Annotated in this window: 22 protein-coding genes; 8 read left to right on the plus strand and 14 right to left on the minus strand. The window is 58.1% G+C overall.

What is annotated here, in order from left to right:
• Window positions 1-5: 5 nt before the first annotated feature.
• Both soxR and O9X91_RS16595 read right to left on the minus strand, forming a co-directional pair.
• Window positions 6-461: a redox-sensitive transcriptional activator SoxR gene (soxR, locus tag O9X91_RS16590; RefSeq protein ID WP_003519761.1), complete on the minus strand. Its 456-nt coding sequence runs from the start codon at window positions 459-461 to the stop codon at window positions 6-8.
• A 159-nt stretch (window positions 462-620) separates the two neighbouring features.
• Window positions 621-2729: a TonB-dependent receptor plug domain-containing protein gene (locus O9X91_RS16595; protein WP_269834330.1), complete on the minus strand. Its 2109-nt coding sequence runs from the start codon at window positions 2727-2729 to the stop codon at window positions 621-623.
• A 146-nt stretch (window positions 2730-2875) separates the two neighbouring features.
• Here O9X91_RS16595 and O9X91_RS16600 point away from each other — a divergent pair, with 146 nt between their 5' ends.
• Complete coding sequence (locus O9X91_RS16600; protein WP_142913559.1) at window positions 2876-4345, plus strand: glycosyl transferase family protein; 1470 nt, start codon at window positions 2876-2878, stop codon at window positions 4343-4345.
• Between the two features lie 7 nt (window positions 4346-4352).
• Here the strand turns inward: O9X91_RS16600 and O9X91_RS16605 are convergent, their stop codons facing one another.
• The 6 genes from O9X91_RS16605 to repA all read right to left on the minus strand — a co-directional run bounded on the left by O9X91_RS16605 (window position 4353) and on the right by repA (window position 10300).
• The gene (locus O9X91_RS16605) at window positions 4353-5552 is read right to left on the minus strand and encodes a low temperature requirement protein A (protein ID WP_142913560.1); all 1200 of its coding nucleotides are present in this window, start codon (window positions 5550-5552) and stop codon (window positions 4353-4355) included.
• A gap of 55 nt (window positions 5553-5607) precedes the next feature.
• On the minus strand, window positions 5608-5892 hold the full coding sequence (locus O9X91_RS16610) for a hypothetical protein (protein WP_077983224.1): 285 nt from the start codon (window positions 5890-5892) through the stop codon (window positions 5608-5610).
• A gap of 69 nt (window positions 5893-5961) precedes the next feature.
• Entirely contained in the window at window positions 5962-6174 is a 213-nt protein-coding gene (locus O9X91_RS16615) for a hypothetical protein (RefSeq protein WP_137411275.1), read from the minus strand.
• A gap of 438 nt (window positions 6175-6612) precedes the next feature.
• On the minus strand, window positions 6613-7890 hold the full coding sequence (gene repC / locus O9X91_RS16620) for a plasmid replication protein RepC (protein ID WP_142913561.1): 1278 nt from the start codon (window positions 7888-7890) through the stop codon (window positions 6613-6615).
• A 185-nt stretch (window positions 7891-8075) separates the two neighbouring features.
• Window positions 8076-9089 (minus strand): plasmid partitioning protein RepB, encoded by a 1014-nt coding sequence (gene repB, locus O9X91_RS16625; protein WP_142913562.1) that lies wholly within the window; start codon window positions 9087-9089, stop codon window positions 8076-8078.
• Window positions 9086-10300: a plasmid partitioning protein RepA gene (repA, locus tag O9X91_RS16630; protein WP_077983221.1), complete on the minus strand. Its 1215-nt coding sequence runs from the start codon at window positions 10298-10300 to the stop codon at window positions 9086-9088. Before repA ends, repB begins: the two co-directional genes overlap by 4 nt.
• Before the next feature lie 434 nt (window positions 10301-10734).
• Here repA and O9X91_RS16635 point away from each other — a divergent pair, with 434 nt between their 5' ends.
• The 5 genes from O9X91_RS16635 (at window position 10735) to O9X91_RS16655 (ending at window position 15460) form a co-directional block, all read left to right on the plus strand.
• Complete coding sequence (locus O9X91_RS16635) at window positions 10735-11250, plus strand: FAD/NAD(P)-binding protein (protein WP_244614270.1); 516 nt, start codon at window positions 10735-10737, stop codon at window positions 11248-11250.
• A 2-nt stretch (window positions 11251-11252) separates the two neighbouring features.
• Window positions 11253-12071 (plus strand): FAD/NAD(P)-binding protein, encoded by an 819-nt coding sequence (locus O9X91_RS16640; protein WP_244614271.1) that lies wholly within the window; start codon window positions 11253-11255, stop codon window positions 12069-12071.
• A gap of 324 nt (window positions 12072-12395) precedes the next feature.
• A complete protein-coding gene (locus O9X91_RS16645; protein ID WP_137411273.1) occupies window positions 12396-12791 on the plus strand; it encodes a RidA family protein in 396 nt (131 codons plus the stop codon).
• A gap of 31 nt (window positions 12792-12822) precedes the next feature.
• Window positions 12823-13911 (plus strand): D-TA family PLP-dependent enzyme, encoded by a 1089-nt coding sequence (locus O9X91_RS16650; protein ID WP_142913563.1) that lies wholly within the window; start codon window positions 12823-12825, stop codon window positions 13909-13911.
• 70 nt (window positions 13912-13981) lie between these two features.
• Complete coding sequence (locus O9X91_RS16655) at window positions 13982-15460, plus strand: M81 family metallopeptidase (protein WP_269833621.1); 1479 nt, start codon at window positions 13982-13984, stop codon at window positions 15458-15460.
• Window positions 15461-15472: 12 nt separating this feature from the next.
• Here the strand turns inward: O9X91_RS16655 and O9X91_RS16660 are convergent, their stop codons facing one another.
• From O9X91_RS16660 to hutI, 6 genes are all read right to left on the minus strand, one after another.
• Complete coding sequence (locus tag O9X91_RS16660; protein WP_142913565.1) at window positions 15473-16045, minus strand: HutD/Ves family protein; 573 nt, start codon at window positions 16043-16045, stop codon at window positions 15473-15475.
• A gap of 39 nt (window positions 16046-16084) precedes the next feature.
• Window positions 16085-17092 carry an alpha/beta fold hydrolase gene (locus O9X91_RS16665; RefSeq protein ID WP_269833622.1) on the minus strand — a complete coding sequence of 336 codons (1008 nt, stop codon included), beginning with the start codon at window positions 17090-17092 and terminating at the stop codon, window positions 16085-16087.
• A 192-nt stretch (window positions 17093-17284) separates the two neighbouring features.
• Entirely contained in the window at window positions 17285-18958 is a 1674-nt protein-coding gene (gene hutU, locus O9X91_RS16670; RefSeq protein ID WP_269833623.1) for a urocanate hydratase, read from the minus strand.
• 11 nt (window positions 18959-18969) lie between these two features.
• Window positions 18970-19770: an N-formylglutamate deformylase gene (hutG, locus tag O9X91_RS16675; RefSeq protein ID WP_077983216.1), complete on the minus strand. Its 801-nt coding sequence runs from the start codon at window positions 19768-19770 to the stop codon at window positions 18970-18972.
• Between the two features lies 1 nt (window position 19771).
• Window positions 19772-21316 (minus strand): histidine ammonia-lyase, encoded by a 1545-nt coding sequence (hutH, locus tag O9X91_RS16680; RefSeq protein WP_142913567.1) that lies wholly within the window; start codon window positions 21314-21316, stop codon window positions 19772-19774.
• Window positions 21313-22572, minus strand: coding sequence for an imidazolonepropionase (gene hutI / locus O9X91_RS16685; RefSeq protein WP_142913568.1), 1260 nt, complete (start codon window positions 22570-22572; stop codon window positions 21313-21315). Before hutI ends, hutH begins: the two co-directional genes overlap by 4 nt.
• A 114-nt stretch (window positions 22573-22686) precedes the next feature.
• On the opposite strand from hutI, the gene O9X91_RS16690 reads away from it, so the two are divergent.
• Window positions 22687-24033 (plus strand): formimidoylglutamate deiminase, encoded by a 1347-nt coding sequence (locus tag O9X91_RS16690; protein ID WP_142913569.1) that lies wholly within the window; start codon window positions 22687-22689, stop codon window positions 24031-24033.
• Between the two features lie 51 nt (window positions 24034-24084).
• Entirely contained in the window at window positions 24085-24810 is a 726-nt protein-coding gene (hutC, locus tag O9X91_RS16695) for a histidine utilization repressor (RefSeq protein ID WP_142913570.1), read from the plus strand.
• The last annotated feature ends 494 nt before the right edge of the window (window positions 24811-25304 follow it).

A 25304-nucleotide genomic window follows, 5' to 3' on the forward strand; every position in this document is an offset into this window, starting at 1 on the left:
CCCGTTCATTCCGCAGAAACGAGGCGGCGCGGACCTGCGCCGTCATCGGCCAGAACATCGTTCGGATTGCGCAACGGACAATCATCCAGCGAAAGACACCCGCAACCGATACAGCCGGTAAGCTGATCGCGCAGCATGATCAGGCTATTGATGCGAAGCTGCAGCATTTCCCGCCACGATTGGGAGAACCTGCGCCAATCGGCCGTCGTCGCCACCCGATCCTGCGGCAGATCAGCCATCGCGTCCCTGATAATGCTGAGCTGTATCCCGGCGCGCTGCGCGATGCGGATGATGGCGATGCGTCTCAGAACAGCGCGATGATAACGGCGCTGGTTACCGGCGGTTCGCCAGCCCTCGATCAATCCTTTCGCCTCATAAAAATGGATGGTGGACACGGCGATGCCGCTGCGGCGGGCAACCTCCCCAACCGTCAGGCTGTGCTTGAATACGGTATTTTCCATTCTGGCTCCTGCTTCCGTAACGATTTCCGCTCGGAAAACGCGGAAACATAGTGAAGAGCAGCCGGTATAATTCCTCAACCATAGTTGAGGTCAATAGGCGATAGCCCAAAAAAAGAGGCGCCCAAAGGCGCCTGCAATTTTCGTGAATGTGGCAACGGATCAGAACTTAGCTGTCATGCTGATCCAGAAACGGCGGCCTTCCATGACGGTGTTGAAATCGTCGGTGCCGACATCCTTGTCGAAGACATTATAAATGGCGGCCTTGAGATCGACATTTTCGGCGACCGCATATTTCGCCCCGATATCCAGCGTGGTGTAGGCGTCATATTTACGCCCGGCCTTGCCGTTGATCGTTACCGGCGTGCCGTTGGTGCCGATGCGCGGGCCGGCATTGATTTCCGATCCGTGGTAATTCAGCGAGGCCCAGGCTTCCAGACCATCGATTGGGGTTACCCAGTCGCCGCGCAGATTAGCCATATGTTCCGGCGTGCGCGCCAGCGGGAAGCCTTCATAGTCGCCGGTTTTCTGTTCGGAATGCGTATAGGTATAGTTGCCGCGCAGCGTCAGGTCCGGCGTTGCATACCAGGTCGCCGTCAGTTCCACACCCTGAATGACCGCATCGTCGATGTTGTAATTGTACCAGAGACGATAGTTGCGGTCGTCGCTCCAGCGGGCCGGCGTTCCATCCGGATTGAGCACCAGCGCATTGGAAATCTTGTCCTTGAAATCGGTGTAGAAATAGGTGGCGCCGAGAGCGACGTCGCCATTGTCCCAAAGCGCGGCCACTTCATAGCTCGTGCTCTTTTCCGCTTCGAGGTTAGGGTCGCCAATGATGACGCCGCAGGTGCCGCTGGGGCCATAGCTGCAACCGCCGCCACCCGTCGTATAGGCATAACCCGGCGCGATCTGGCGGATTTCCGGCGCCCGGAAACCGGTGGAAACGCCGCCCTTGATAGTCAGCTCTTCGGTCGCGCTCCAGACGCCATAAAGACGCGGGCTGAAATGATTGCCGTATTTTTCGTGATTATCGAGACGAAGACCGCCCGTCAGCGCGAAATTATCGACAATGCGCCATTCATCCTCGAGGAAGAGCGCCCTTTGCGTCGCCGAAAATGTTTCGTCGCGGCCGGTGCGGCGTCCCGGATTCTGGTCCGTCAGCCGCGCCTCGAAATATTGTCCGCCTGTCACCAGCGTGTGGTTGCCGAACAATTCGAACGGCGTCGTGAACTTGCCATCGAGAACGGTGTTGCGCACTTCCGGCGAGCGCGGGTTTTCGGTCACCCGGCCGGTGCGAATATTTCTGGTGAAGTTGGTACGCTCCGCCCATTCCTGCTGGAACGAGAATTCGGATGTGGTCGGCCCCCAACGGCCGGTATGCGACAATGACCAATGGTCACGCGTATTGGTATTGTATGTGCCGTTGGCGTCCGTCGCCGCCAGCGTATCGCCGGGCTCGGCGCTGCGGCGCAGCCGCGTCTTGCCGCCTTCGAGATAGATGTCGTGATCTTCATTCGGCGTGAATGTCAGGCGTCCGTTGAAATCATATTCCTTGGCGCCTGTGGTGCCGCTCAGAATACGGTCTTCGCCACGCGTGAAGCCCCTGCCCCAAAGCTGTAGACCGAGCCGGTCCTTAAGTATCGGTCCGTTGGCATACCAGGAGACCTGGCCGCTATTGCCGAATTTGGAATGCTGCTGAACCGTGCCTTCGGTGGTGACGGAACCTGACCAGACATCTCCCACCTTGCGGGTGATGATGTTGATGACACCGCCCATAGCGTCCGAACCATAGAGCGAGGACATCGGCCCGCGCACCACTTCGATACGCTCGATCGCCGAAACCGGCGGTACGAAACTCTGTTCGAAGCCGGAATTGCCGTTGGTGCGGGCGTCGCGCGTGCTCTGCCGCTTGCCGTCAACCAGAACCAGCGTGTAGGCGCCGGGCAATCCGCGAATGAAAATATCTTTTTCATTGGCAATGCCGGTGACGGACACGCCCTGAACTTCGCGCAGGGCATCGGTCAGATCGCGATAGGATCCCTTTTCAAGATCTTCACGCGTCACAACCGTGATGCTGGCCGGCGCATCTTTCACATTCTGCTCGAAACCGGATGCGGTGACGACAATCTGCTCGAGAACCGTGCTTCCTTCAGGCGCCTGCTGCGCAAAAGCTGGCAGAGCGATGCAAAGCGCCGTTCCAGCCATTGCTGCCGAAAGACCGGCCTTTATTATCGTCGCGGACTTCTCGCGGCCGCGGTACTTCAATTCCATGTTATGCCCCCGCATTTAACTTGAGAATTTAACCCCACTTATTTAGGAGGGAGTTCAGGCGCAATGCGTTTGTTTTCGAACAATTCTAAATTCTAGAAATTGCAAAAAGGGCTCCACGAACGAGCGGGGGAGTAAAAAATCGCAAGATGACAACCGGCAAGAGAAAAGATGAACGGGCCTCCACAACAAAACCCGACAGGCTTGGGCAGCTGAAACTACTTGTCGCTTTTGATGCTTTGTTAAGAGAAGGCAGCGTCAGCCGTGCTGCGGCGGGCATGGAACTGCCGACATCTTCCATGAGCCGGATATTGCAGCAGCTGCGCGACATATATGGCGACCAGCTTTTTCTGCGCACCGGTCAGGGCCTTCGTCCCACCCCCTTTGCCGAAAGCATGCGCCTGCGCATCCGGTCGCTGGCAGCGGAGGCCGAGAATCTTATGGACTATTCGCAGGAAAAACCCGCCGCCCCGGCCAGCGCCAGTGCAAGCGGTTGGGAGCGGCCCGTACTGATGAAGGCGCCGCCGCTTTCGCTTCGCCCCAGCGTTCTTCTGGAAGGTCAGCCGACACCGGAAAACATCGCCGACCGTCTCGCGCGCATTGGCCACAATGCCGATCCGCAGCAGAGGCTCGCCAAATATATCGCAACCTCGGCGATGGGCATCGGCAACAGCCGCCCGCTCAGCCATGTGGAAGCGATGGATGCACTCTCGATCATTCTCGATGGCGATGCCGATCCGATACAGATAGGCGCGCTGCTCGCCACCATGCAGTATCGCGGCGTAACCGCGGCGGAGCTGGCCGGTTTTATCGACGCCATGTGGAGACATATAAAAAGGGATCAGCAAGGTCCTGCATCGGTGGACCTCGACTGGCCCGCTTATATGTCACCGAAACATCGTGATGCGCCATGGTTTCTCCACTCCGCCCGTCTTGTCGCCATGGCGGGATACAGCGTCCTGCTGCACGGGCATGTGGGGCAGGGGGAAAACGGCGGCAAGCTTGAACTTGCAGCGCAGGCCTGCGGCATTCCCCTCTGCCGGTCGCTTTCGCAGGCGGCGAAAGCCACAGCTTCAGAACGCATCGCCTACCTTCCAATTGGCGGACTGTCCCTGCAGTTTCAAAGCCTGCTCGGCCTCCACGGCATTCTGGAGATGCGCCTGCCGCTCAATACGGTCGTGCATCTTCTCAATCCGCTTCGCGCCAGAAGCACGATCATCGGTGTCGCTCGCCCCTCCTACCAGGAACTTCATCGGGACACGGCACGGCTGCTTTCAATGGAAAACCTCGCCATTCTCAGCAACACGCGGGATTTCGCGCAATTCACACCGTTTCGCAGCACTCGGATTTTCGGTCTTTCGAAGGGCAAGGATATGGAATTCATCGTTCCCGCACGTGAGACGCCGCCCGCTGAAATGCCGACCATGTTCACAACCTTCGAATATTGGCGGGCGGTGTGGACGGGCGCCGCAAAGGACGAAAGGGCGGAAACCATCATCATCTCCACAACGGCCATCGCGCTGATGCTGGTCAACGATATGGCTCTGTCCTTCGAGGAAGCCTATGCCCGCAGCCTTCGGCTCTGGAACGACAGGGCGCGCGATCTCGTCAACGCCTGATCAGCGATCAAGCATTGGCGACCGCCCTTTCCAGCGCCAGATATTCCCAAAGCGCCACAAGCAGAAGAACGCCCATGCTCGCCAGTTGCAACGCGAAAAGCGGAATGCCCGGCACCGGCAAAAGCAGGCAGAGCGCCGCCACGCCGGCAAAATGCGAGACCGGTCGCTGATAGGCGGCGGCGATCTTGACGCCGATATTGCCGGCCAGAAACAGGACAGGACCGCCGAGAATGGCGATCGTCTCCCGCATTGTCGCGCCTTCTCGCGGGTGGGAGAGGCTGAAATCCTCACCCACCGCCGTCAGGATGATACCGGCAACGATTGGCAAATGCCCATAGTTAAAAAGATTATGGGCGATCTTCGTCTTTTCTTCAGCGTTCTCGGCTTTCCTTGAGGCCTCTTCCTGCCCATGATGGAAATAAATCCACCACATCGCCACGGTACTGATGAAAGCGGAGCAGAAGACGATGAATGTCAGGCCGGAATTCATATATTCGGTTGCCGTGCGCCCGGTGGTGAGGATCGTTTCCCCAAGACAGATGATGACGAAGAGCGCACATCGCTCCGCCAGATGCTCGCCGGAAAGATGCAGCCGGTCCTCGTCGCTCGAGGCTACACCCGGCACGACATAACGGCAGGCGGGGCCGGCATATTCAATTGCAAGTGCGATACCCCACAGGAGAATGCGGTCCGTCAGATCGGCGAGCCCTCCGGCCAGCCAGAACAGACTGGAAACCGCAAGCCAGATCGTCACACGCACGAAGACCAGAAAAGACTGCCGGTCTTCGCCCCTGAACGCATAAAGGGCGAACAGGCTTCGGCCGACCTGCATTGCGCTGTAGATCAGGGCGAAGACGAGGCCCTGTTCCGCAAATGCCTCCGGCAGCGCAATGGCCAGCAGAACGCCGCCGAACATCAGCACGAAAAGCAGGATCCTGACTGGCTCCTTTTCCGTGTTCAGCAAGTTTGTGATCCAGGTGGTGTGTATCCACAGCCACCAGAGCGACAATATCAGGATGCCGGCCTCAAGCGCCGCCGTTGGCCCAAAATCCTTGGCCAGCGCGTGGGAAAGCTGGATCAGCGCGAAAACAAAGACCAGATCGAAGAACAGTTCGGGGAAACTGGCCGTGCCGGCGTCCTGACCCTCTTGCCTTATCCAGCTTTTCGCATCTGATATGCCACCTTGAAGTTCACCCCTGGTTCTCATTCCACCTCCGCCGCCAGATGTCGATCGTCGCGACCGGTTCTGTCACCACGCATCCTCACTGTTGCGACAAAGCCTCTTCGCTGTCCGATACAGCCGGGTTAGACCTTCGGCCGGGAAATTCCAGCGCCCGCGCACTGTCAGGATAAAAGCGTGGCCCAACCAGACGGACTTTCTTCCCGGACACGTCGGTAATGTAGTGCGGGGCGGTAGGGTTCGGCGACACTGAAATCCGGTCGGCGCCGGAAACCGCAAGCGTGCTGACCTCGAGAGGCTGGGCAATCGCCGGCAGGCCTGTCATCGCGGCGAGTGCGGCTGAGAAAACAAATGATCTTGGAAACATGGGACATATATCCTGGCGTCAATTATCTGCGCCATAAACAGCCCTCGCCAGCTTTGGTTCCGCCGCTCTTCAGTTATCCCCATCGAGGTAGGAGCTGTATTGAACATACTCGGCACTCGGTTGCCCACCGACGATCTCCGGCGGCCGCGCTTCGTCGCCGGGCAGATGGCCGGTGTTTTCGAACTCCGCCCGTAGGAGCTTTTCGATAGCCCTTTCCCGCGGCAAGGCGTTGTCCGCCATATAAAGAGCGACAGCCAGTTCCATGTCGTCCGGAAAATTCATCAGATCAGCCATCCGTTCAAGCAATGAAGCGCAAACGCAGGACCTTGCAGAAAGTTCAACTTCACTGTCTCGGGGACGTGTCTTTGTCTGTTGACAGACCATCTACGTCAGATGGACCATGCCTTGCTATATGCAGTGCCACTCGCCTGTTCGCCATATGCTCCGCGCATACAGATTGCACTTTTCCGCTCTTCTCATCGCAATTTCGACGAAAAACGCCCTCGACTCAAGGGATTGAAACCAATCACGGAAAAACGCAAACGAAAGCTAAATGGAACTTAGTTTTCATTACCTTGCATTAACCATAGAAATCCACCAGCTGCATTGATCGTTACAGCAGCCTCGTGCGAATCTCTTTCTACCTGCGGGAACGGCGTTAATGTATCTTCCGTCTGCTTTTTTCGCAAGCGATGACCATTTCCCGAGGCCCGTGTTAGCTCACAAAAGCATGTTCGCCTCCATGGTGTCCTTACGCCCTCGCAACTGCGCCAGAAGCATGGTCTTTACATCGAAGCCGCCTTCCTGCGCCTTGCGGGTGAGATTACGCAGATATCCGCCAAGCGAGCTTATCTGGTCCGCTTTCTGCAAAAGGCAGGCGAGAATGGCTGCCGTTCCCTGTCGACCGAACGTGGCAAGCGCATCCTGATACGCCGACTGGCTGATGTTGAACATGGTTTTGATGACCGAAGTCGCCACTTCGAGATCGCGCCATCCGGTAACTGCGCCGCCTGGGGCATAGAGCGAGATATCCGGGCAAGCCTTCAAAACCAAAACAATATCAGGAACAAAAAATTGCTTATGAAGAACAGGTTCTGCTGACTGCGGCAAGGCTTTGGCACTGACTGGTGCCGCATATGCCGGCTGGTTGCTTGCCGTGCGGGCAGGTGCAACGGTTGCCGGTTCGCGCAAATCTTGCCATTCAGATATAGATTCGGATTCTGAATTCTTTATGAGGCGCTCATTTTGGCAGTCATTGCCGCCCATTTTTTCCGGTTTTTCAATATTTTCCAGATAGTTGGTCACTTCCGCGCGTAAAGAGGCCAAAAATCCGGCGATTTCCCGAAGTTCCGCGGGCTTGGAGTTGCGGCCGAGAGAGCGGGCAATGGCGTTGTAGCGGGTCTGAAATCCTTCGGAGGTTTCGAGTTTACCGCTTGCGGCAATCATTTCGCAGAGTTTCTGGATATCGCGGCGGCAAAGGCTGATGTTTTCACGAAGCCGCTGAAGATCGAGCCGCTCGCTGACGATGCGTTCGGCCAGCTCCTCGATTTCCGCTTTGCGGGCAAGAAGCGGCGCCAGCGAAAAACCGTAAGCCTCGCTGATTTCCCCTCCCCTGTGCTTGCGGGCGTATCGTTTTCCGTTCGGGCTGTCCTTGCGAATGATAAGCCCGGCCTCGACAAGAGCCGAGAGATGCCGGCGCAATGTCTGCTCGGCCATGCCATGGGCCCTGAGTGATAATTGCGTATTCGACGGGAAGACGACCAATCCGGCTTCGCTGGAAAGCTCGTTTTTCGGATAAAAGCTCAAAAGCGCGTTCAGGACCGCAAGCGATCGATCAGTCACGCCGAGCAATGGCCTGGCTTCACAGACCGAACGATAGAGTTTCCATTTGTCGACCGCTTCGATTTTCTTGTTTTTCTGCGCGGCGAACTGGGTTGCGAGGACGCCAAACGACATCGCTCGCCGCCCAAAGGGCGTCGTTACACATGTGCTGTCCATGTCTTTCACCTTTCACAAGGCAAAAGAAAATCGCTCACCGAAAAATTCGATGCCAAGACTCTTGACTATGATTCGCGGAAATGAGATTCTTCGGGTGCTTAAATCAAAGAAAGGCTTCCGCGCGGCAACGTTCGGGGGCTTTTTTCTTTTGTGATGCGTCTCCTGTTAGTCGTTCGAGTTAAAAATCACTGCTTGGACCGGTATTCGGCAAACAGCGTCTGAAGATGTTCCAGAACGAACTCGGCAAATTCCGGGGCTTCGTTCTTGTCGATAGAGATATCCAGCTTGCGGTCGCTTTCGACTACCTTCGCCAGCCGGCCGCCGGTCTGCGATGACCAGACCCCGGTCCTTTTGGGTTGCGCCTTGGGTTTCAGAAAATCCAGAAGCGACTTGAAACGTTCTTCCGATGGCAGGGCGGCAACCAGTGGGTCCTTGACGTATGCGCGGGCTGCTTCCTTGACTTGCGAGGAGGAAAGCTGATCGGCAAGATCCATCCAGTTACGACGGCCGATAGTCGGGGCCGGGCCAATCAGGTCGACGAGATCCTCGGGAATGCGGCCGACAACGGACAGCATGTTGGAAAGATCGCCCTTGTGCAGCGACATGGCGGCCATGATCGTATCGCGGGGAAACCGCATCTGCAGTTTCTGGGCAAAACGCGCCTTTTCGATATAGGTTAGGTCACGGCGCTCGTTGTTTTCCTGTCCCTGGGCAACGACGAGCTGCTCGTCACTAAGATCGCGAACGACCGCCTTGACGGGAATACCGAGGCTGGAGACGGCGCGCAGGCGACGATGACCGAAGGCGACCTGATAACGGCCGGGGAATTCGGGATGAGGGCGCACCAGAATGGGAACCTGCTGGCCCTGTTCACGAATGGCCTCCACCAGGCCTGCATCCGCCTCTTCAGAGGCCGGCATGCGATCCGGTATGAAAGAGGGATCGATATCGGCAGGGCTGAGCGAAACGATCGTAAGACCTTCAGCGAGCTGCTTTTCGATCTCTTCTGCGCGCTTGGCGCGTTCGGATACTTCGTTGAGCGACTGGCCAATCATGCCGACCGGGGAATTCAGAACATCCGTCACGAGTTCCGGAGAACCGAGAATAGGCCTGATACGCGGACGCGACCGCTCGGCGGCAGTCTCGTTGCTTTCGGCTCCCGGCGTACCGAGATTGGCGAATATTTGTTTTCTGCTCATGCTGCCCTACCCCACGCTTTTTTAATCAGTCCTTCGATTTCAGCGTTTACGTTGTTCATGGCTTCCAGCGCACGGTCATAGGTGGACCGGGTGAACTGGGTTCTTTCCACTTCGAAAAGTGTCTGGTTGGTCAGTCCGGCATCCGAGACGGCCGTGCTCTTCAGCATCGGGTGGATGAGGACATTTTCACCGAAAATAGAACGCAGGAACGCGACCATCTGGTTCTGCGGTCCATCGCTCGGTTCAAAACGGGTGATGAGGTAACGCATCCAGTTATAGTCGGACCGCGCCCCTGCCCGGCCGATTTCCGCCAGGAGATCGCCGGTCATGGCAAGGAACTGGTTCATCGACATGACATCAAGCATTTGCGGATGAACAGTGACGAGAACCGAAGTGGCGGCCGTCAGCGCTGAAAGCGTCAGGTAACCAAGCTGCGGCGGGCAATCGATGACCACGACATCATAGAAGTTCTGTGCCTGGGCTATCGCCTGGCCAATGCGGGCAAAGAACAACGTATCGCCAGGTGCGCGACGCATCAAAGCGCGGGGCGTGTCGTGTTCGAATTCCATAAGCTCCAGATTGCCGGGTACGATGTGGAGATTGGGAATATAGGTGCCACGAACGATCTCAGCGATCGGCCGACGTTCATCGTCGTAACGGATCGCGCCATAAAGCGTTTCATTCGGACCGACATCGATCTCCGGCTGATGACCGAAGAGGGCGGAAAGACTGGCCTGCGGATCAAGATCGATGGCAAGCACCCGGTAACCACGCAACGCGAGATATTGCGCCAGATGCGCCGATGTCGTTGTTTTTCCCGAGCCGCCCTTGAAGTTCATGACAGCGATGACCTGCAATTCTTCGCCGTCACGACGATGCGGCAGATAACGCCGCGAGCCACGCGCGCCCTGATCGAGAAATTTTCTGATCTCGTCCATGTCCTCGACGGAATAGGATCGACGACCGGAAGCCTGCGCCGCATCCAGTTCCGGACGCTCGGCGGCGATCTGGCGAAGATAGGCCTCGCCGATGCCAATCAACCGTGCGGTTTCTGCCGGCGAAAAATGGCGCATGCTCTTTTCGGTGTGCGGTGAAAATGTATTTGCATTATGAGCCTGCAATTGGGCTGACAACGCAGCCGAATGCTGTTGTATAAGACTCGTCAGGTCGGGTGCTCCTGCGGCACGTCTTAAATCGGCACTCTGTGTCATCGGTCTTCTTTCGCTCGAAATTGCAGTAGCGGTTTTTTTCGAAAAAGGCGGTTTTTTCCGCAACTGAGATATAAGCGCCGATTCTCTTTTCGGCGCAATAGGCTTTTTTCTCAGGTTGGAAAGTGCCGCTAAAGCATTGTGGAAGAATCACATTTGGTTTTTGTGACGGTTTGACGGTTAGCCGCGGCTAACTTCTTCCTGGAGGTCATATTGACGGGCGTTGATCACGTCTTTGGCATGCGAAATCTACGCCCAGTTCGGAAGTTTGCCGCGGCTAACTTCTTAAGTCTGACCTTCCACGTCTCTGATGATCGCGGCGCCAGAAAGTGAAGGGTAGACATTCGCATCTGTTAATCTCTACTCGTTGACCAGAGTATCGTTGGGTTCGACACCCGTCGTCTGACTGTTCAAGCTGTCGCCGGTTGGAGGAGTGAATGTCCTATGATGCCGCTCTCGTCGGGTCGGATTTCGGGCGCGGCACCGCCTATCGCGCCGAACTGCCCTTTCATCGTCTGAATGTACCGGCCGGGCGAATGAGTGCCTTCCCTGACAGGGCTGATGACTTTGTCGATTGGTTGGCGGAAAACGGGATCGCTGACAATCCCCTGCTGTTCGCCTCACGCGGTGACTATGGTCTTTATCTTCGTGACAGGCTGGCTGGCTTGCTTAGAAATAGGGAGCAACGAGCCCGGGTGGACTTCGTTCGGGCCAAGGCTTCGGCCTGTCGGCCGGATGGCACGGGCGGATTCTCGTTTACACTTGACAATGGTGAGCAGCTGCGCGCGCTGAATGTCGTTCTGTGTCTCGGTGTCGGCGCTGCGAGTTTGCCGGTGCAAACTGTCGCAAGGGAAGAAGAGGGGCCACAACGTATCATCGGCCACTGCTGGCAGCCGGGATGGTTGTCCAAATCAAAGCCGGGGATCGTATCTGCATTCTGGGGTCGGGCCTGACGATGATCGATCAGGTTTTGACTCTGAGGGGAAAAAGACATCAAGGGTCGATCCATGTTCTGTCCCGTCGCGGCCTGGTGTCGCATCCGCATGTCAGCCCGCCGTCACCGTCAGCAGAGCCGAATTTACCTGAAGGCTCGATGGAGATCAGCGGGTTGCTGCACTCTCTACGAAATCAGGTGCGCGATGGGGCGCCGTGGCGTACCGTCATGGATGGCTTGCGGCCGCAAACTCAATCACTTTGGCAACGTCTTACACCGGCGGAGCGCAGCCGGTTCCTTCGGCATGCCTTGCCGTGGTGGAATATCCACCGGCACCGTATTGCACCTGAAGTGTCTGCCGCTTTCGGGACGTTGCTTTCCGATGGCGTTGTTGAACTTCATGCGGGTTACCTTCGCTCCATTGAAGAAACGGAGGAGGGGGTCGCCGTGCGTTACCGCCGCAGGCATACGCAGATATTGAAGGAACTGCAGGTCGATTGGGTCATCAATTGTACCGGAATGGAGCGGGCCGGCATTGGCCGTTCGCGGCTTCTTGAAGCGATGCGGGGCGACGGTGTCATTTTGCTCGATCCCTTGGGACTTGGAGTGGAAGTTGATGGACCGTCTCGTTTGCTGCGGCCGGACGGACGAAGCTGGCCCGGTCTTTTCGCCACCGGTGCGCTGACGGCGGGCCGCTTCTGGGAGATTACTGCCGTTCCGGATATTCGTGTTCAGGCGCAGAGGATCGCGCAAGAAATCACGGACAGAGTGACACAGAACGATCGGCTTTCCGCAAGGGGTGAGCTCGTTGAGGGGCCAGCCGAAGCGAGACGTGTCTAGTACCTCTCCTAAGAGGTTAGCCGCGGCAAACTTGCTTTCTGAATAATGTGCTGGAAATTCCATGGATGCCGAATTTTACGAGTGGAACGCAGTGCGAATGCGCACGGGGGCACATGATAAGCATGCAATTCCCCATGAATCACGCCATATATCGACCATCAGCGATATATTGCCCTATAACGTATCGGCGATAAGCACGGTAGTGGATTTCGCACGCAATGTGCGCGATTGCTAAATTATTTACATTAATTATGGAAATGCATCATAAAATCGGCTACGTGTCGTAAAAATTTCTGGAATTATGAAAATTATTTGCGAGGACTCATGCAAAAGACGAAACTGATACGATATGAGACGGCGGATAATCAAGCTGGCGGACAGCGGCGGCCATTTGCCAAGGCCGTCCGGGCCGGCGATTTCGTTTATGTTTCCGGGCAGGTGCCAACCGTCGATGGCGAAGTGGTGAATGGCGGGATCGTGGCACAGACCGAGCAGGTGGTTGCGAATATCAAGGATGTTCTGGCGCTTGCCGATTGTTCGCTGGCCGATGTGGTCAAGGTCAATGTCTGGCTGGACGATGCCCGGGATTTCTCGAGCTTCAACGCTGTCTTCCAGAAATATTTCATCGATCATCCGCCGGCACGCTCTACTGTGCAATCGCCGCTGATGGTCGATGCCAAGGTGGAAATGGACGTTATCGCCTATAAGCCGCTGGCATGAAGCCCAATTTGCCGATGTTTGAGAGTAGATGATGACCTATCCCTGGCCTGATGCGGGCACACCCCTCAATGCGATTTCGACGCCGATGCCTGTCATCGACGAGGACAGGCTCGCCGCCAATATCCTCAGGGCGCAATCTTATCTGGATGATCACGGCAAGGCCTTTCGGCCGCATATCAAGACGCACAAGATACCCGCTGTCGCCAAACAGCAGCTTCAGACCGGCGCCATCGGCATTAATTGCCAGAAAGTCAGTGAGGCGGAGGTTTTTGCGGATGCCGGCTTTGATGACATTCTGATCACCTATAATATTCTCGGTGCAGCAAAGCTTTCGCGGCTGAAGGTGTTGAATGCGCGCATCGGTAGGCTGAGTGTCGTGGCCGACAGCGCCGTGACGATTGCCGGTCTTGCGGCTACATTTGATCCGGAAAGACCGCTCGCCGTTCTGGTCGAATGCGATACGGGCGGCAAGCGCTGCGGTGTGCAGACGCCGGAAGCGGCATTGGCGCTTGCGGAACAAATCGTCGCGGCACCGGGCCTCACATTCAGGGGCATTTTGACCTATCCCGCACCGGGCGGAGCCGCGACGGTGGAAAACTTCCTTCGCGAGACGATGGCATTGCTGGCGGCGAAGGGCATGGATTGTCCGGTGCGGTCCAGCGGCGGTTCTCCCGATTTTTACGCCGCCCATCTGGTTCCTTCCGCCACCGAACACCGGGCCGGCACCTATGTCTATAATGATCGCGCCATGCTGCGCGCCGGACATTGCACGGCGGGCGATCTCGCCATGCATATTCTCGCCACCGTCGTATCGCGACCGACAGCCGATCGGGCCGTGCTGGATTGCGGTTCCAAGGCCCTGACTTCGGATCTCCTGGGTTTTAGCGATTACGGGCTGCTTGAAAGCTACGAAGGTGCGAAAATTACCTCGCTTTCGGAAGAGCATGCGGTTGTCGATCTATCCGGCTGCGCCTCGGGCCGGCCTGAAGTCGGCGACATGGTCAAGGTTGTCCCGAACCACACCTGCGTCGTCAGCAATCTTTTCGACAGGATGGTCTTCCATCGAAACGGCGTCGTGACGCGGGTTGAGCAGGTCGCGGCGCGCGGCACGGTCTGGTAAATTACCCGGCTAATTAAATTCTGAGGTAAAGCTGCCAATGGGCAGATTGCGGTAACGAGAACCTAGAGACATGCGCATCTTCACGGCGTCACTCGCCACCGAAACCAACACGTTTTCACCTGTCCCGACGGATATGGATGCTTTTCGCGCGGCTTTTTATGCCGGGCCGGGCGAGCATCCAGAAACGCCGACGCTTTGCTCGTCGCCAGTGCCGATCTTGCGCCGTCGCGGCAGGGTGGAAGGGTTCACGGTAATAGAGGGAACCTCCTGTTGGGCCGAACCGGCCGGCCTTATCCAGCGCCAGACCTATGAAACGCTGCGGGATACAATTCTCGCCGAACTCACCGCCGCCTTGCCGGTCGATGCGGTGGTGCTCGGTCTGCACGGCGCCATGGTGGCGCAGGGTTATGACGATCCGGAAGGGGACTTCCTGTCCCGGGTCCGCGCATTAGTCGGACCGGATGTACTTATCGCGGCGGAATTCGATCCGCACAGCCATCTGACGGCGCTTCGGGTCAAAAATCTTGATATTATGGCGACGTTTCTGGAGTTTCCGCATACGGATTTCGAAGAGCGCGGCGAGCATGTGGTGGAAATGGCGCTGCGCACGCTTCGGGGGGAGATAAAGCCGGTCATCTCCACTTTCGATTGCCGTATGATCACCATTTATCCCACCAGCCGTGAACCGATGCGCTCTTACGTCGACCGGCTGAAGGCGTTGGAAGGCAAGGATGGCATCCTGTCGATTTCCGTTATTCACGGTTTCATGGCGGGTGACGTGCCGGATATGGGAACGCGCATCGTTGTCGTGACGAATAATGACAGGGCAAAGGGCGATGTGCTGGCCCAAAAGCTCGGCCATGAGCTTTATGCCATGCGCAAGTCGACCGCCATGCCGATGCTGGATACGGAATCCGGTCTCGACCAGGTTCTTGCCATTCGCAGCAATAATCCGGACAGGCCGGTCGTCGTATCGGATATCTGGGACAATCCGGGCGGCGGTGTCGCCGGCGACGCCACCCATATTCTGCGGCGCATGGTGGAGCGCGGCATGGACAATATCGCTGTCGCGACGATCTGGGACCCGATTGCGGTGTCTTTCTGTCACGCGGCGGGCGAGGGGGCCGAGATCGATCTGCGCATCGGCGGCAAATCCAGCCCTGAAGGCGGCGAGCCGCTCGATTTCCGCATCAAGGTGATGCGCACGGCCGAGGCTGGCTGGCAGAGTTTCCGCAACAGCCGCGTCACGCTCGGCCGTGCCGCTGTCGTCCGGCCGCTCGGTACGCAGATCGATATCATCCTCATTACCAGCCGCACACAAACTTATGAGCCGGATATCTTTTCCAATCTCGGCATCGATTTTGCAAAAAAAGACGTACTGCTGGTCAAGTCCACCAACCATTTCCATGCGGGGTTTGCGCCGGTCGCATCCGAGATCGTTTATATTGCTGCCCCGACATCCTATCCGACCGATCCGGCAAGAACGCCCTATCGGAAGGCGAGCCTTGAGCTTTGGCCGCGGGTGGCCGATCCGCTGGGGCTGGATTGAGGTGAGGCAGCTTCACACCTGATCAAACGACACAACGAAGAAACGAGCATCCTTTTCAACGCCCTCTATGGCGAATCCGGTGCCGGGCTCCAGAAGGAGGCTGTCGCGTCGCTGCAAATTCACGTTTCTGCCGCCTGATGAGACGCTGACGGGATCAGCGGCAAAAATTACCGTCGCCGTTGACACCGTTGAGTGAACGGTGAGCGCGCCGCGATGTCTCTCGACGCGGTGCGCATAGTGTTTGCGACGGGACATGACATTGAGATCGACAATGGGACCATTCCCCAGAACGGCGTATACGGAAACATCGGCAGCGAAGGGCAAGGGATCGCTTTCCATCGTCAACGAAACGGGTTCGCATGCGTCAATACTGAGGCTCATGCCGTTCCCCTCAAGGATGCAGAGGGTGCGGTCAATCCCGTCAAATATGGAAAAGGGCCCATCTTGCGCAACATCCGCCATGCTGATGCGCCAGTCGAAATCCGCCATCGAGGCGTTTGCGGGATGAACGATGATCTCGGTCGTTACGCCGCCGCCGTTTTTCCAGGGCATGGATGTGTAGGTGCCCTTTGGTAGGTATCTCATCTTTTGCATTCCCTGTGTATTCGGCTGGATAGGGTGGCGCTATTTGCCGTCGCTGGCTATACGCCGTTCAAGCTGTTTTTGCGCCGCGTGGAGATCAGCTTTTTTCCCGGCGAGTTTCTCTATCGCCTCGACGACAAGATCACGCGCGACATAGTCAGACTTGTGCCCGAGATTTTTCACAACGATCAATGTCGATCCGTCGATAGTGCGTGCAAGCTGGCGAGAATGAATTTCCGGTGAAACAACATTGTCCGTGTCGCCGGTTATGATGATAGTCGGCGCCTTGATTTCGGAGTAACTTGGCGAGGCGCTCCGCGCCCATGCATTCAGCGCGGCAACTTCCTGCGCGTTATGGCGAAAAGCCTGCGGTCTCAATGCGGCCCATGCGCGTGTCGCTTCCACATATTCACGGGGACGATTATTGGGCGCAAAAACACCACGCGTCGCCTGATCGAGTGCGAGGAGACCCGCGGGCGGCGCGACGAAGGTCGAAAAAAGCGGGCCGGTTACCGGGGCGCTTGCCGCTGTGTAATACCAGGCAATGCCGCCAGGCCAAGGATAAACCGCGGGAGAAAGAAACACCAGGCCCGACACCATCTCGGGGTGACGAAGCGCGAATGCCGCGGTGATGGCGCCGCCAAAGGAGTGGCCGACGATGATGGCCTTGTGGATGCCGCGCTTTCTCATCAACTGAGCCACGGCATCCGCCTGCCCATCCGGCAGGATATTCTCCTTGCCGCCAATGTCGGAGCCGCCATGGCCCGGTCTGTCTATGAACAGCAGTCTTGCGCGGCCAGTGAGTTTATCCGCAAAGGAAAACAGCGGATCATAAAGACTTGCGCTTGCGCCGTGCAGGAAAACGATCGGCGGCAGGTCTGCCTGTTTCTGCGGTTCAATCAACAGGCTGTTGAGTTTGTATCCGCCGACATCGATTCTCACCGGAGCGGCCTTTTGGGCTTCGGAGGCTGGAGCGGCGGCGAAAGAAAAAGCGGGAAAAATTGCACCAATCAAAAGGGAAAGGCCGAATGAGATACGCCGTGGTGCCATGCTGTCGTCCGCACTCCATCAAAGCTCGCCGCGTTATCGTCGGCGCGAAAAATGAACCGTTATGCCTGAGCGACAGTAACAACGAGAAAATCGACTCGAAAGTTTCAGACGGATGAGCGGGTTGGATATTACCCGCCCGGCTTGGTTGGCGGAAGGGGGGGCCGCGCGGCGATGGACCGCGCGGCACAACAATCAATTGCCGAGAATGCCGGGCAGGCGCAGTCCCTGCTCCTTGGCGCATTCCACGGCGATGTCGTAACCGGCATCGGCATGACGCATGACGCCGGTTGCCGGATCGTTCCAGAGCACGCGCTCCAGCCGGCGCGCGGCATCGTCGGTGCCATCGGCGCAGATGACCATGCCGGAATGCTGCGAGAAGCCCATGCCGACGCCGCCGCCGTGATGCAGCGAAACCCATGTCGCGCCGGATGCGGTATTGAGGAGCGCGTTGAGGAGCGGCCAGTCAGAGACGGCATCCGAGCCATCCTTCATGGCTTCGGTCTCGCGGTTGGGCGAGGCGACGGAGCCGGAATCCAGGTGGTCGCGACCGATGACGATTGGGGCCTTCAACTCACCGTTCTTGACCATTTCGTTGAAGGCGAGGCCGAGACGGTGACGGTCACCAAGGCCGACCCAGCAGATGCGCGCCGGCAGGCCCTGGAATGCGATGCGCTCACGCGCCATGTCCAGCCAGTTGTGCAGGTGCTTGTTATCAGGCAGCAGCTCCTTCACCTTGGCGTCGGTCTTGTAGATATCTTCCGGATCGCCGGAAAGCGCCGCCCAGCGGAACGGGCCGATTCCACGGCAAAAAAGCGGGCGAATATAGGCCGGAACAAAACCGGGGAAAGCGAAGGCGTTTTCCAGCCCCTCATCCTTGGCGACCTGGCGGATATTGTTGCCGTAATCGAGCGTCGGAACGCCGGCGTTCCAGAAATCGACCATGGCCTGCACATGCACCTTCATGGAGGCGCGGGCGGCAGCGGCAACGGACTTCGGGTCGCTTTCCTGTTTGGCGCGCCATTCGGCAACGGTCCAGCCGGCGGGAAGATAGCCATGGATGGGATCGTGCGCCGAGGTCTGGTCGGTGACGATATCGGGGCGGACGCCGCGGCGGACAAGTTCCGGGAAGATTTCCGCGGCATTGCCGATCAGGCCGACGGATTTTGCCTCACCCGCCTTTGTCCATTGGTCGATCAGCGCCAGCGCCTCATCGAGCGTATGCGCCTTCGCATCGACGTAACGGGTACGCAGGCGGAAATCGACGCGGGTCTCGTCGCATTCGACCGCGAGGCAGCAGGCGCCGGCCATGACGGCGGCGAGCGGCTGCGCGCCACCCATGCCGCCGAGACCGCCGGTGAGAATCCACTTGCCCTTCAGGTTGCCGTCGTAATGCTGGCGGCCAGCCTCGACAAAGGTTTCATAGGTGCCCTGCACGATGCCCTGCGTGCCGATGTAGATCCACGAACCGGCCGTCATCTGGCCGTACATCGCAAGGCCCTTCTTATCCAACTCGTTGAAATGATCCCAGTTCGCCCAATGCGGCACCAGGTTGGAATTGGCGATGAGGACGCGCGGCGCATCCTTGTGGGTGCGGAACACGCCGACTGGCTTGCCGGACTGCACGACGAGGGTTTCATCCTCGTTCAGATCCTTCAACGTTGCGACGATGCGGTCGAAATCGTCCCAGGTGCGGGCGGCGCGGCCGATGCCGCCATAAACCACCAGCTCATGCGGGCGCTCGGCCACGTCGGGATCGAGATTGTTCATCAGCATGCGTAGCGGCGCTTCTGTCATCCAGCTTTTGGCATTGAGGTCAGTGCCCTGCGGCGAGCGGACATCGCGGATATTGTGGCGTGGATTGTTCATGTGTTTTCCCCTTATCGTTTCGTATCGAGCGCAAATTTTTCCATGCGCGTGAGAATGGTCTTGAGATGGGCGCGAAGCCGTTCGGCTTTACCCGTGTCGTAGGCAAAAGGCGGGTGCTCGGTTTGAAGATGGGTGGACTGCGCCAGTTCCATCTGAATGGCATGCACGTCGCTTTGCGGTTTTCCGTAATGGCGCGTCGTCCAGCCGCCCTTGAAACGGCCGTTCAGAATGCTGTCGTAACCCTGCGCCGCGGCGGTCACCTCGACGGCGATCTTTTCGATGGCCGGATCGCAGGTCTTGCCCATATCCGTGCCGATGTTGAAGTCCGGCAGCTTGCCCTCGAACAGGAAGGGGATATGCGAACGGATCGAATGGCAATCATAGAGAATGGCGATGCCGTGGATGGATTTCACCCGCTCGATTTCCGTGGCGAGGGCCGCGTGATAGGGCGCGTGGAAATTTTCCAGACGGTAGGCAATATCGTCCTCGGTGGGTTCCTGTCCTTCATTCCAGATCGACTCGCCGTCGAAATCGGTCTGCGGCACAAGCGCGGTTGTGTTCTGGCCCGGATAAAGGCTCACCCCGGCCGGGTCGCGATTGGCGTCGATCACATAGCGGTGGAAGGTCGCCCTTACGGTTGTCGCATTCTCGAGAAGGCCGGCATAGAGCTCATGGATATGCCAGTCCGTATCGGCGAGAATCTTGCCGTTGTCGTTCAGACGTTGCCAGATATCCGCCGGCACATCCGTGCCGGTGTGGGGCAGGCCGAGAATGATCGGCGATGAACCTTCCTTGACGTCGAGGGCACGCATCTCAAACCTCCAGCTTCGGCAGAATGCCGTCCGAAATTGCCGCGACCAGCGCGCCGGAGGCAATCAATTCCGCCGCAGCCTTCAGGTCCGGCGCCATATAACGGTCTTCCTCCAGCGAAGGGACCGTCGCGCGCAATGCCGCAATCGCTTTTTGCAGTTCGGGGCTCGTCTTCAGCGGCCCGCGCAGCTCCACACCCTGCACGGATGAAAGCGCTTCGATACCGAGAATGGCAAAAAGATTGTCGGTCATCGGCAACAGACGACGCGCACCATGGCACGCCATGGATACATGGTCTTCCTGATTGGCTGAAGTCGGTGTGGAGTCCACCGAGGCCGGATGCGCCATCTGCTTGTTCTCGCTCATCAGCGCGGCGGAGGTGACTTCGGCGATCATCAGGCCGGAATTCAGGCCCGGCTTTTTGGAAAGAAAGGCCGGCAAGCCATAAGAAAGCGCCGGATCGACCAGCAGCGCCACGCGGCGCTGGGCGATTGCACCGATCTCGCAGATGGCGAGCGCCGTCTGGTCGGCGGCAAAGGCCACCGGTTCGGCGTGGAAATTGCCGCCGGAGACGACGGAATTGTCTGATAGCACCAGCGGATTGTCGGTCACGGCGTTGGCTTCGATTTCCAGCGTGCGGGCCACCTGCCGCAGAAGATCGAGGCAGGCGCCATCCACCTGCGGCTGGCAGCGAATGCAATAGGGATCCTGCACCCGCTCATCGCCCTCGATATGGCTGACGCGGATTTCCGAACCCTCCAGCAGATTACGAAGCGCCGCTCCTGCGTCGATCTGGCCCTTATGGCCGCGCAGGCTGTGAATATCGGGATGGAAAGGCGCGGAAGACCCCATGGCGGCATCCGTGGAAAGCGCACCGGTAATCAGCGCAGCCTGCGCCGCACGATGGGCGCGGAAAAGGCCGGCAAGCGCCAGCGCCGTTGAGGTCTGTGTGCCGTTGATCAGCGCCAGCCCTTCCTTGGCGGCAAGCACCACCGGGGTCAGTCCGGCCTTTGCTAGCGCCGTGCCGGCGGGAAGAAGTGTGCCCTCATAAAAGGCCTCGCCTTCGCCCATCATCACAGCCGCCATATGGGCGAGCGGCGCAAGATCGCCGGAAGCCCCAACCGAACCCTTTTCGGGAATGACGGGGATGACGCCCTTCTCCAGCATGGCTTCGATCAGCCGCACCAGTTCCAGCCGCACGCCGGACGCGCCGCGGCCGAGCGACACCAGCTTCAGCGCCATGATCAGCCGCACGATATTTTCAGGAAGCGGTGCGCCCACCCCGCAGCAATGCGACAGGATGAGATTGCGCTGCAGCGTCGCCACATCCGCCGCATCGATCTTTATGGAAGCGAGTTTGCCGAAACCGGTATTGATACCATAGACCGGCGCATTGCCGGCAGCGATCTCAGTGATGCGGGCTGCCGCCTTTTCAATGCCTTTATCGAAGCTGCGGTCGAGTTTGGCGCTGCCGTTCTCCCAGTATATTTCGGCGAGATCGGCTAAGGTCACATTGCCGGGGTGAAGCGTGATGGTCTTCATGGTCATGAGGAAACCTTCTGTCCCTTGAAAATACGGGCATGGAGCGGGTTGAAGCCGATGCGGTAGACGAGCTCGGCGGGGCGCTCGATGTCCCAGATGGCAAAATCAGCGGATTTTCCAGCCTCCAGCGTGCCGGTTTCGGCAAGCAGGCCGAGCGCCTTTGCCGCGTTGCGTGTCGTCGCCGTCAGGCACTCTTCAACGGTCATGCGGAAAAGCGTTGCGCCCATATTCATGGTCAGCAGCAGGGAGGTGAGCGGCGAAGTGCCGGGGTTGCAGTCCGTTGCCAGCGCCATGTCGGCCCCGGCGTCGCGCAGGGCCTGCACTGGCGGCAATTGTTTTTCCCTGAGCGCGTAGAAAGCGCCGGGAAGAAGCACGGCCACGGTTCCTGCTTTCGCCAGCGCCTTCGCACCGGCCTCATCAAGATATTCGAGGTGATCGGCCGAAAGGGCGTTATGGGATGCCGCGAGCGCGGAGCCGCCAAGATTGGAAAGCTGCTCGGCATGCAGCTTGACCGGAAGGCCGCACTGTTTCGCAGTCTTGAAAACCCGGTCGATCTCCTCGACGGAAAAGGCGATGCCTTCGCAAAAACCGTCAACCGCATCCGCCAAGCCTTCCGCATGGGCTTTTTCCAGCCCCGGCAGGACGACATCGCCAATATAATCGGCGTTGCGCCCCTTATAGTCTGCAGGTGTGGCATGCGCGGCGAGATAGCTGGTGATGATACGCACCGGCCGCAATGTCTCGAGCCTGCGGGCGACGCGCAGCATCTTCAGCTCGGTTTCAATATCAAGACCGTAACCGGATTTGATTTCGACCGTGGAAACGCCTTCGGAAAGAAGCGTGTCGAGACGCGGCAAAGCCTGCGCCACCAAAACATCTTCCGAAAGCGCGCGCGTGTCGCGCACCGAAGAGACAATGCCGCCGCCCGCTTTGGCGATCTCTTCATAGGTCGCCCCATTCAGCCGCATCTCGAATTCCATGGCGCGGTTGCCGCCGAAGACAAGATGGGTGTGGCAGTCGATCAAGGCCGGGGTGATCCAGCGGCCGGCGCAATCGGTCGTCTCATCGGCCCTCGAGAGATCGGCAGGCAGATCGCTTTCCGGGCCGGCAAAGGCGATGCGGCCGTTACGCACGACAATGGCGGCATTTTCGATGGCGCCGATGCCTTCCATGGCGGGATTGAAGGTTGCCAGCCGGGCGTTGCGCCACAAAGCCGTGACGTTCCCCGTCGCCGTTCCGTTTGCAGATTCGTTGCCGGGCATTTGCTTTTCGCCTTTCCTTTGTGAGTTAAATGTATATACATAATAATTGGCTTGGCAAGCTGCAATTTCGTGTTTGAAATAGCCTTGCCGGATAAAACCAAAGGAGAGGGTGGCATGATGGCAATTCACGCGGGCGCAGCGCTTCTGGCGGGCGGATGGGCGAAGGATGTCCGCATCGTCTGCGACGAGGGCAGTATTTCATCCGTCGAAACCGGTGTTTCCCCGCAGCCGCAGGATGAGCGACATGCCGTCATTGTCCCGGCCATGCCCAATCTTCACAGCCACGCCTTCCAGCGCGCCATGGCCGGGCTTGCCGAAATCCGTGGTCCCGGCGATGACAGTTTCTGGAGCTGGCGCACCGTCATGTATAAATTCGCACTCTCCATGACGCCTGACCATGTCGAGGCGGTTGCCGCCCAGCTTTATATGGAAATGCTCGAGGCCGGTTTCGGGCGGGTTGGAGAATTTCACTATCTGCATAATGACAGGGATGGCTCGCATTATGGCAATATCGCCGAAATGGCCGAGCGTATCGGCGCAGCCGCCTCGCAGACGGGTATCGGCCTCACATTACTGCCGGTCTTTTATGCTCATTCCGGTTTCGGCGGCCAGGCGCCGATCGACGGGCAGAAGCGCTTCATCCATTCGCTCGACAGTTACGAAAAGCTGATGCAGGGCGCGCAGGCCGTGGTGGACGGGCTGCCGGGCGCCACCCTCGGGATAGCGCCGCACAGTCTGCGTGCGGTCACCGCGGAAGAGCTGTCAGCCATCGAGCCGCTGGCAAAAGGCGGGCCGATCCATATTCATGTGGCGGAACAGACGAAAGAAGTGGAAGATTCGCTTGCCTTTTCCGGCGCGAGACCTGTGGAATGGCTGCTTGAAAACGCGCCGGTCGATGGCCGCTGGTGCCTCATCCATGCGACACATATGGCGGAAACCGAAACGCGCGGCATGGCAAAAAGCGGCGCCGTTGCCGGCCTTTGCCCGATCACCGAAGCCAATCTCGGCGACGGCATCTTCCCGGCTCCGGCGTTTCTTGCTGAGGGCGGCCATTATGGCGTCGGATCCGATTCCAACATTCTGATTTCCGTGCCGGAAGAATTGCGAACGCTCGAATATTCGCAACGTCTCTCGCATCGGGCACGCAATGTCATCGCCGATGCCGGCCGCTCCACGGGAGAAAAACTCTTCCGGCAGGCGCTCGAGGGCGGCGGCAGGGCTCTGGCGTCGCGAAACGGTCTGGAAAAAGGAAAAAGCGCCGATTTCGTCGCTCTCGATATTTCCGCCGTGTCCTATCTTCCGATATCGCAGATTCTCGATCAGTGGATATTCGCGGGCGGCGTTTCCGTCGATTCCGTTTGGATGCGCGGCAAAAAGCGCGTGCAGGCCGGCCGGCATATCCATCGCCGCGAAATATCCGACCGTTTCAACAAGGTCATGGCTGAACTTCTCGATAGCTGATATGGGCGCGGCGGTAACAGGAAAAAGCCAGCGGGGAAAGGCATTGCGGACGTGACGAAAGCATCAGCCGGGCAAACCCTGCACCAGCGTATCCTCAGCGAGATCGAGGGGCGGATCGTTTCAGGAGAATGGCCGCCGGGACACCGGCTGCCTTTCGAGGTCGACCTCGCCGATCAATATCATTGTTCACGCATGACCGTGAACAAGGTCATGGGTCAGCTCGCCAAGGCCGGTTTGATCGAACGCCGGAAGAAATCCGGCAGTTTCGTGCGCCAGCCGCAGATTCAGTCCGCCGTTCTTCAAATTCACGATATCGGAGCCGAGGTCGAATCCCTTGGCCTCGATTATGGCTTCAAAATTCTGGCGCGCAAAAGGCGCAGTGCAGAAAGCACGGATCGTGAGCGGCTCGACGTTGCCGTCGGCACGCCGTTGCTCGACGTTCTCTGCATCCATTTTGCCGGCGCGCGCGAATTCTGTGTCGAACAGCGCCTCATCAATTTGACGGCCGTGCCGGAAGCGGCTGAAACCGACTTTACCGAAATTGCGCCAGGCCCCTGGCTGCTCGGCCATGTTCCCTGGAGCACTGCCGAACACCGGATCAGCGCCGAAACACCGTCGAAGGAGATCGCGCGCCTGCTCGGTATTTCGGACAGGCAGGCGTGTCTTGTCGTGGAGCGCCGCACCTGGAGCAATTCGGGCGCAGTTACCCATGTGCGCTTCACCTATCCCGGAAATGCGCATGCGCTGGTCGCCCGCTTCAGCCCGTCTTCCGACTGATATCCGCAAGGCCTTCGTTCCTGTTATTGCGATATGGAGACCCTATATAGGGGAAGGCCCATCAAGCTTGACGGTCAAAGACGGAAAACCGTTAAAAGTCGTTAAATTATACGATAATTTTCAAATTTCCTTTTAGAATCATGCAGATATCACATTTCTTTATTTTTTCGAATTTGGTGTGTTGACTTGTTTGGTGAGGTTCTCTTATAAGTCCGCTCACTGAACGAGGGCGGCGGCGCTGCTGGCGACGAAGTCTTTCGTTCTAAGAAAATCAAGAAGATGAGCTGAATGCTTGTTTGTTTCCGGGGTTTTGAGCCTTGGGGGATTGATTGATTGACTGCTTAGTGTGGTCTGTTTTTTGACAATTGAATATGAGAAGAAAGAGAAACGTGGGCGGCGAAGCTTGCGGGGTCTGGAGAGATTTAGGCCCTTTGGAATAGACTTTGACGGTCACGTTTGGATAAGAGAATACACCTCATTATGAGCGCATTGAT

The sequence above is a fragment of the Agrobacterium salinitolerans genome (assembly GCF_027498475.1).
Taxonomy (GTDB): domain Bacteria; phylum Pseudomonadota; class Alphaproteobacteria; order Rhizobiales; family Rhizobiaceae; genus Agrobacterium; species Agrobacterium salinitolerans.

Bases quoted from the DNA above. Each gene is read 5' to 3' on its own strand.
- soxR (WP_003519761.1), bottom strand. From the start codon at position 461: ATGGAAAATACCGTATTCAAGCACAGCCTGACGGTTGGGGAGGTTGCC.
- O9X91_RS16595 (WP_269834330.1), bottom strand. From the start codon at position 2,729: ATGGAATTGAAGTACCGCGGCCGCGAGAAGTCCGCGACGATAATAAAG.
- O9X91_RS16600 (WP_142913559.1), top strand. From the start codon at position 2,876: ATGACAACCGGCAAGAGAAAAGATGAACGGGCCTCCACAACAAAACCC.
- O9X91_RS16605 (WP_142913560.1), bottom strand. From the start codon at position 5,552: ATGAGAACCAGGGGTGAACTTCAAGGTGGCATATCAGATGCGAAAAGC.
- O9X91_RS16610 (WP_077983224.1), bottom strand. From the start codon at position 5,892: ATGTTTCCAAGATCATTTGTTTTCTCAGCCGCACTCGCCGCGATGACA.
- O9X91_RS16615 (WP_137411275.1), bottom strand. From the start codon at position 6,174: ATGAATTTTCCGGACGACATGGAACTGGCTGTCGCTCTTTATATGGCG.
- repC (WP_142913561.1), bottom strand. From the start codon at position 7,890: ATGGACAGCACATGTGTAACGACGCCCTTTGGGCGGCGAGCGATGTCG.
- repB (WP_142913562.1), bottom strand. From the start codon at position 9,089: ATGAGCAGAAAACAAATATTCGCCAATCTCGGTACGCCGGGAGCCGAA.
- repA (WP_077983221.1), bottom strand. From the start codon at position 10,300: ATGACACAGAGTGCCGATTTAAGACGTGCCGCAGGAGCACCCGACCTG.
- O9X91_RS16635 (WP_244614270.1), top strand. From the start codon at position 10,735: ATGTCCTATGATGCCGCTCTCGTCGGGTCGGATTTCGGGCGCGGCACC.
- O9X91_RS16640 (WP_244614271.1), top strand. From the start codon at position 11,253: ATGATCGATCAGGTTTTGACTCTGAGGGGAAAAAGACATCAAGGGTCG.
- O9X91_RS16645 (WP_137411273.1), top strand. From the start codon at position 12,396: ATGCAAAAGACGAAACTGATACGATATGAGACGGCGGATAATCAAGCT.
- O9X91_RS16650 (WP_142913563.1), top strand. From the start codon at position 12,823: ATGACCTATCCCTGGCCTGATGCGGGCACACCCCTCAATGCGATTTCG.
- O9X91_RS16655 (WP_269833621.1), top strand. From the start codon at position 13,982: ATGCGCATCTTCACGGCGTCACTCGCCACCGAAACCAACACGTTTTCA.
- O9X91_RS16660 (WP_142913565.1), bottom strand. From the start codon at position 16,045: ATGAGATACCTACCAAAGGGCACCTACACATCCATGCCCTGGAAAAAC.
- O9X91_RS16665 (WP_269833622.1), bottom strand. From the start codon at position 17,092: ATGGCACCACGGCGTATCTCATTCGGCCTTTCCCTTTTGATTGGTGCA.
- hutU (WP_269833623.1), bottom strand. From the start codon at position 18,958: ATGAACAATCCACGCCACAATATCCGCGATGTCCGCTCGCCGCAGGGC.
- hutG (WP_077983216.1), bottom strand. From the start codon at position 19,770: ATGCGTGCCCTCGACGTCAAGGAAGGTTCATCGCCGATCATTCTCGGC.
- hutH (WP_142913567.1), bottom strand. From the start codon at position 21,316: ATGACCATGAAGACCATCACGCTTCACCCCGGCAATGTGACCTTAGCC.
- hutI (WP_142913568.1), bottom strand. From the start codon at position 22,572: ATGCCCGGCAACGAATCTGCAAACGGAACGGCGACGGGGAACGTCACG.
- O9X91_RS16690 (WP_142913569.1), top strand. From the start codon at position 22,687: ATGATGGCAATTCACGCGGGCGCAGCGCTTCTGGCGGGCGGATGGGCG.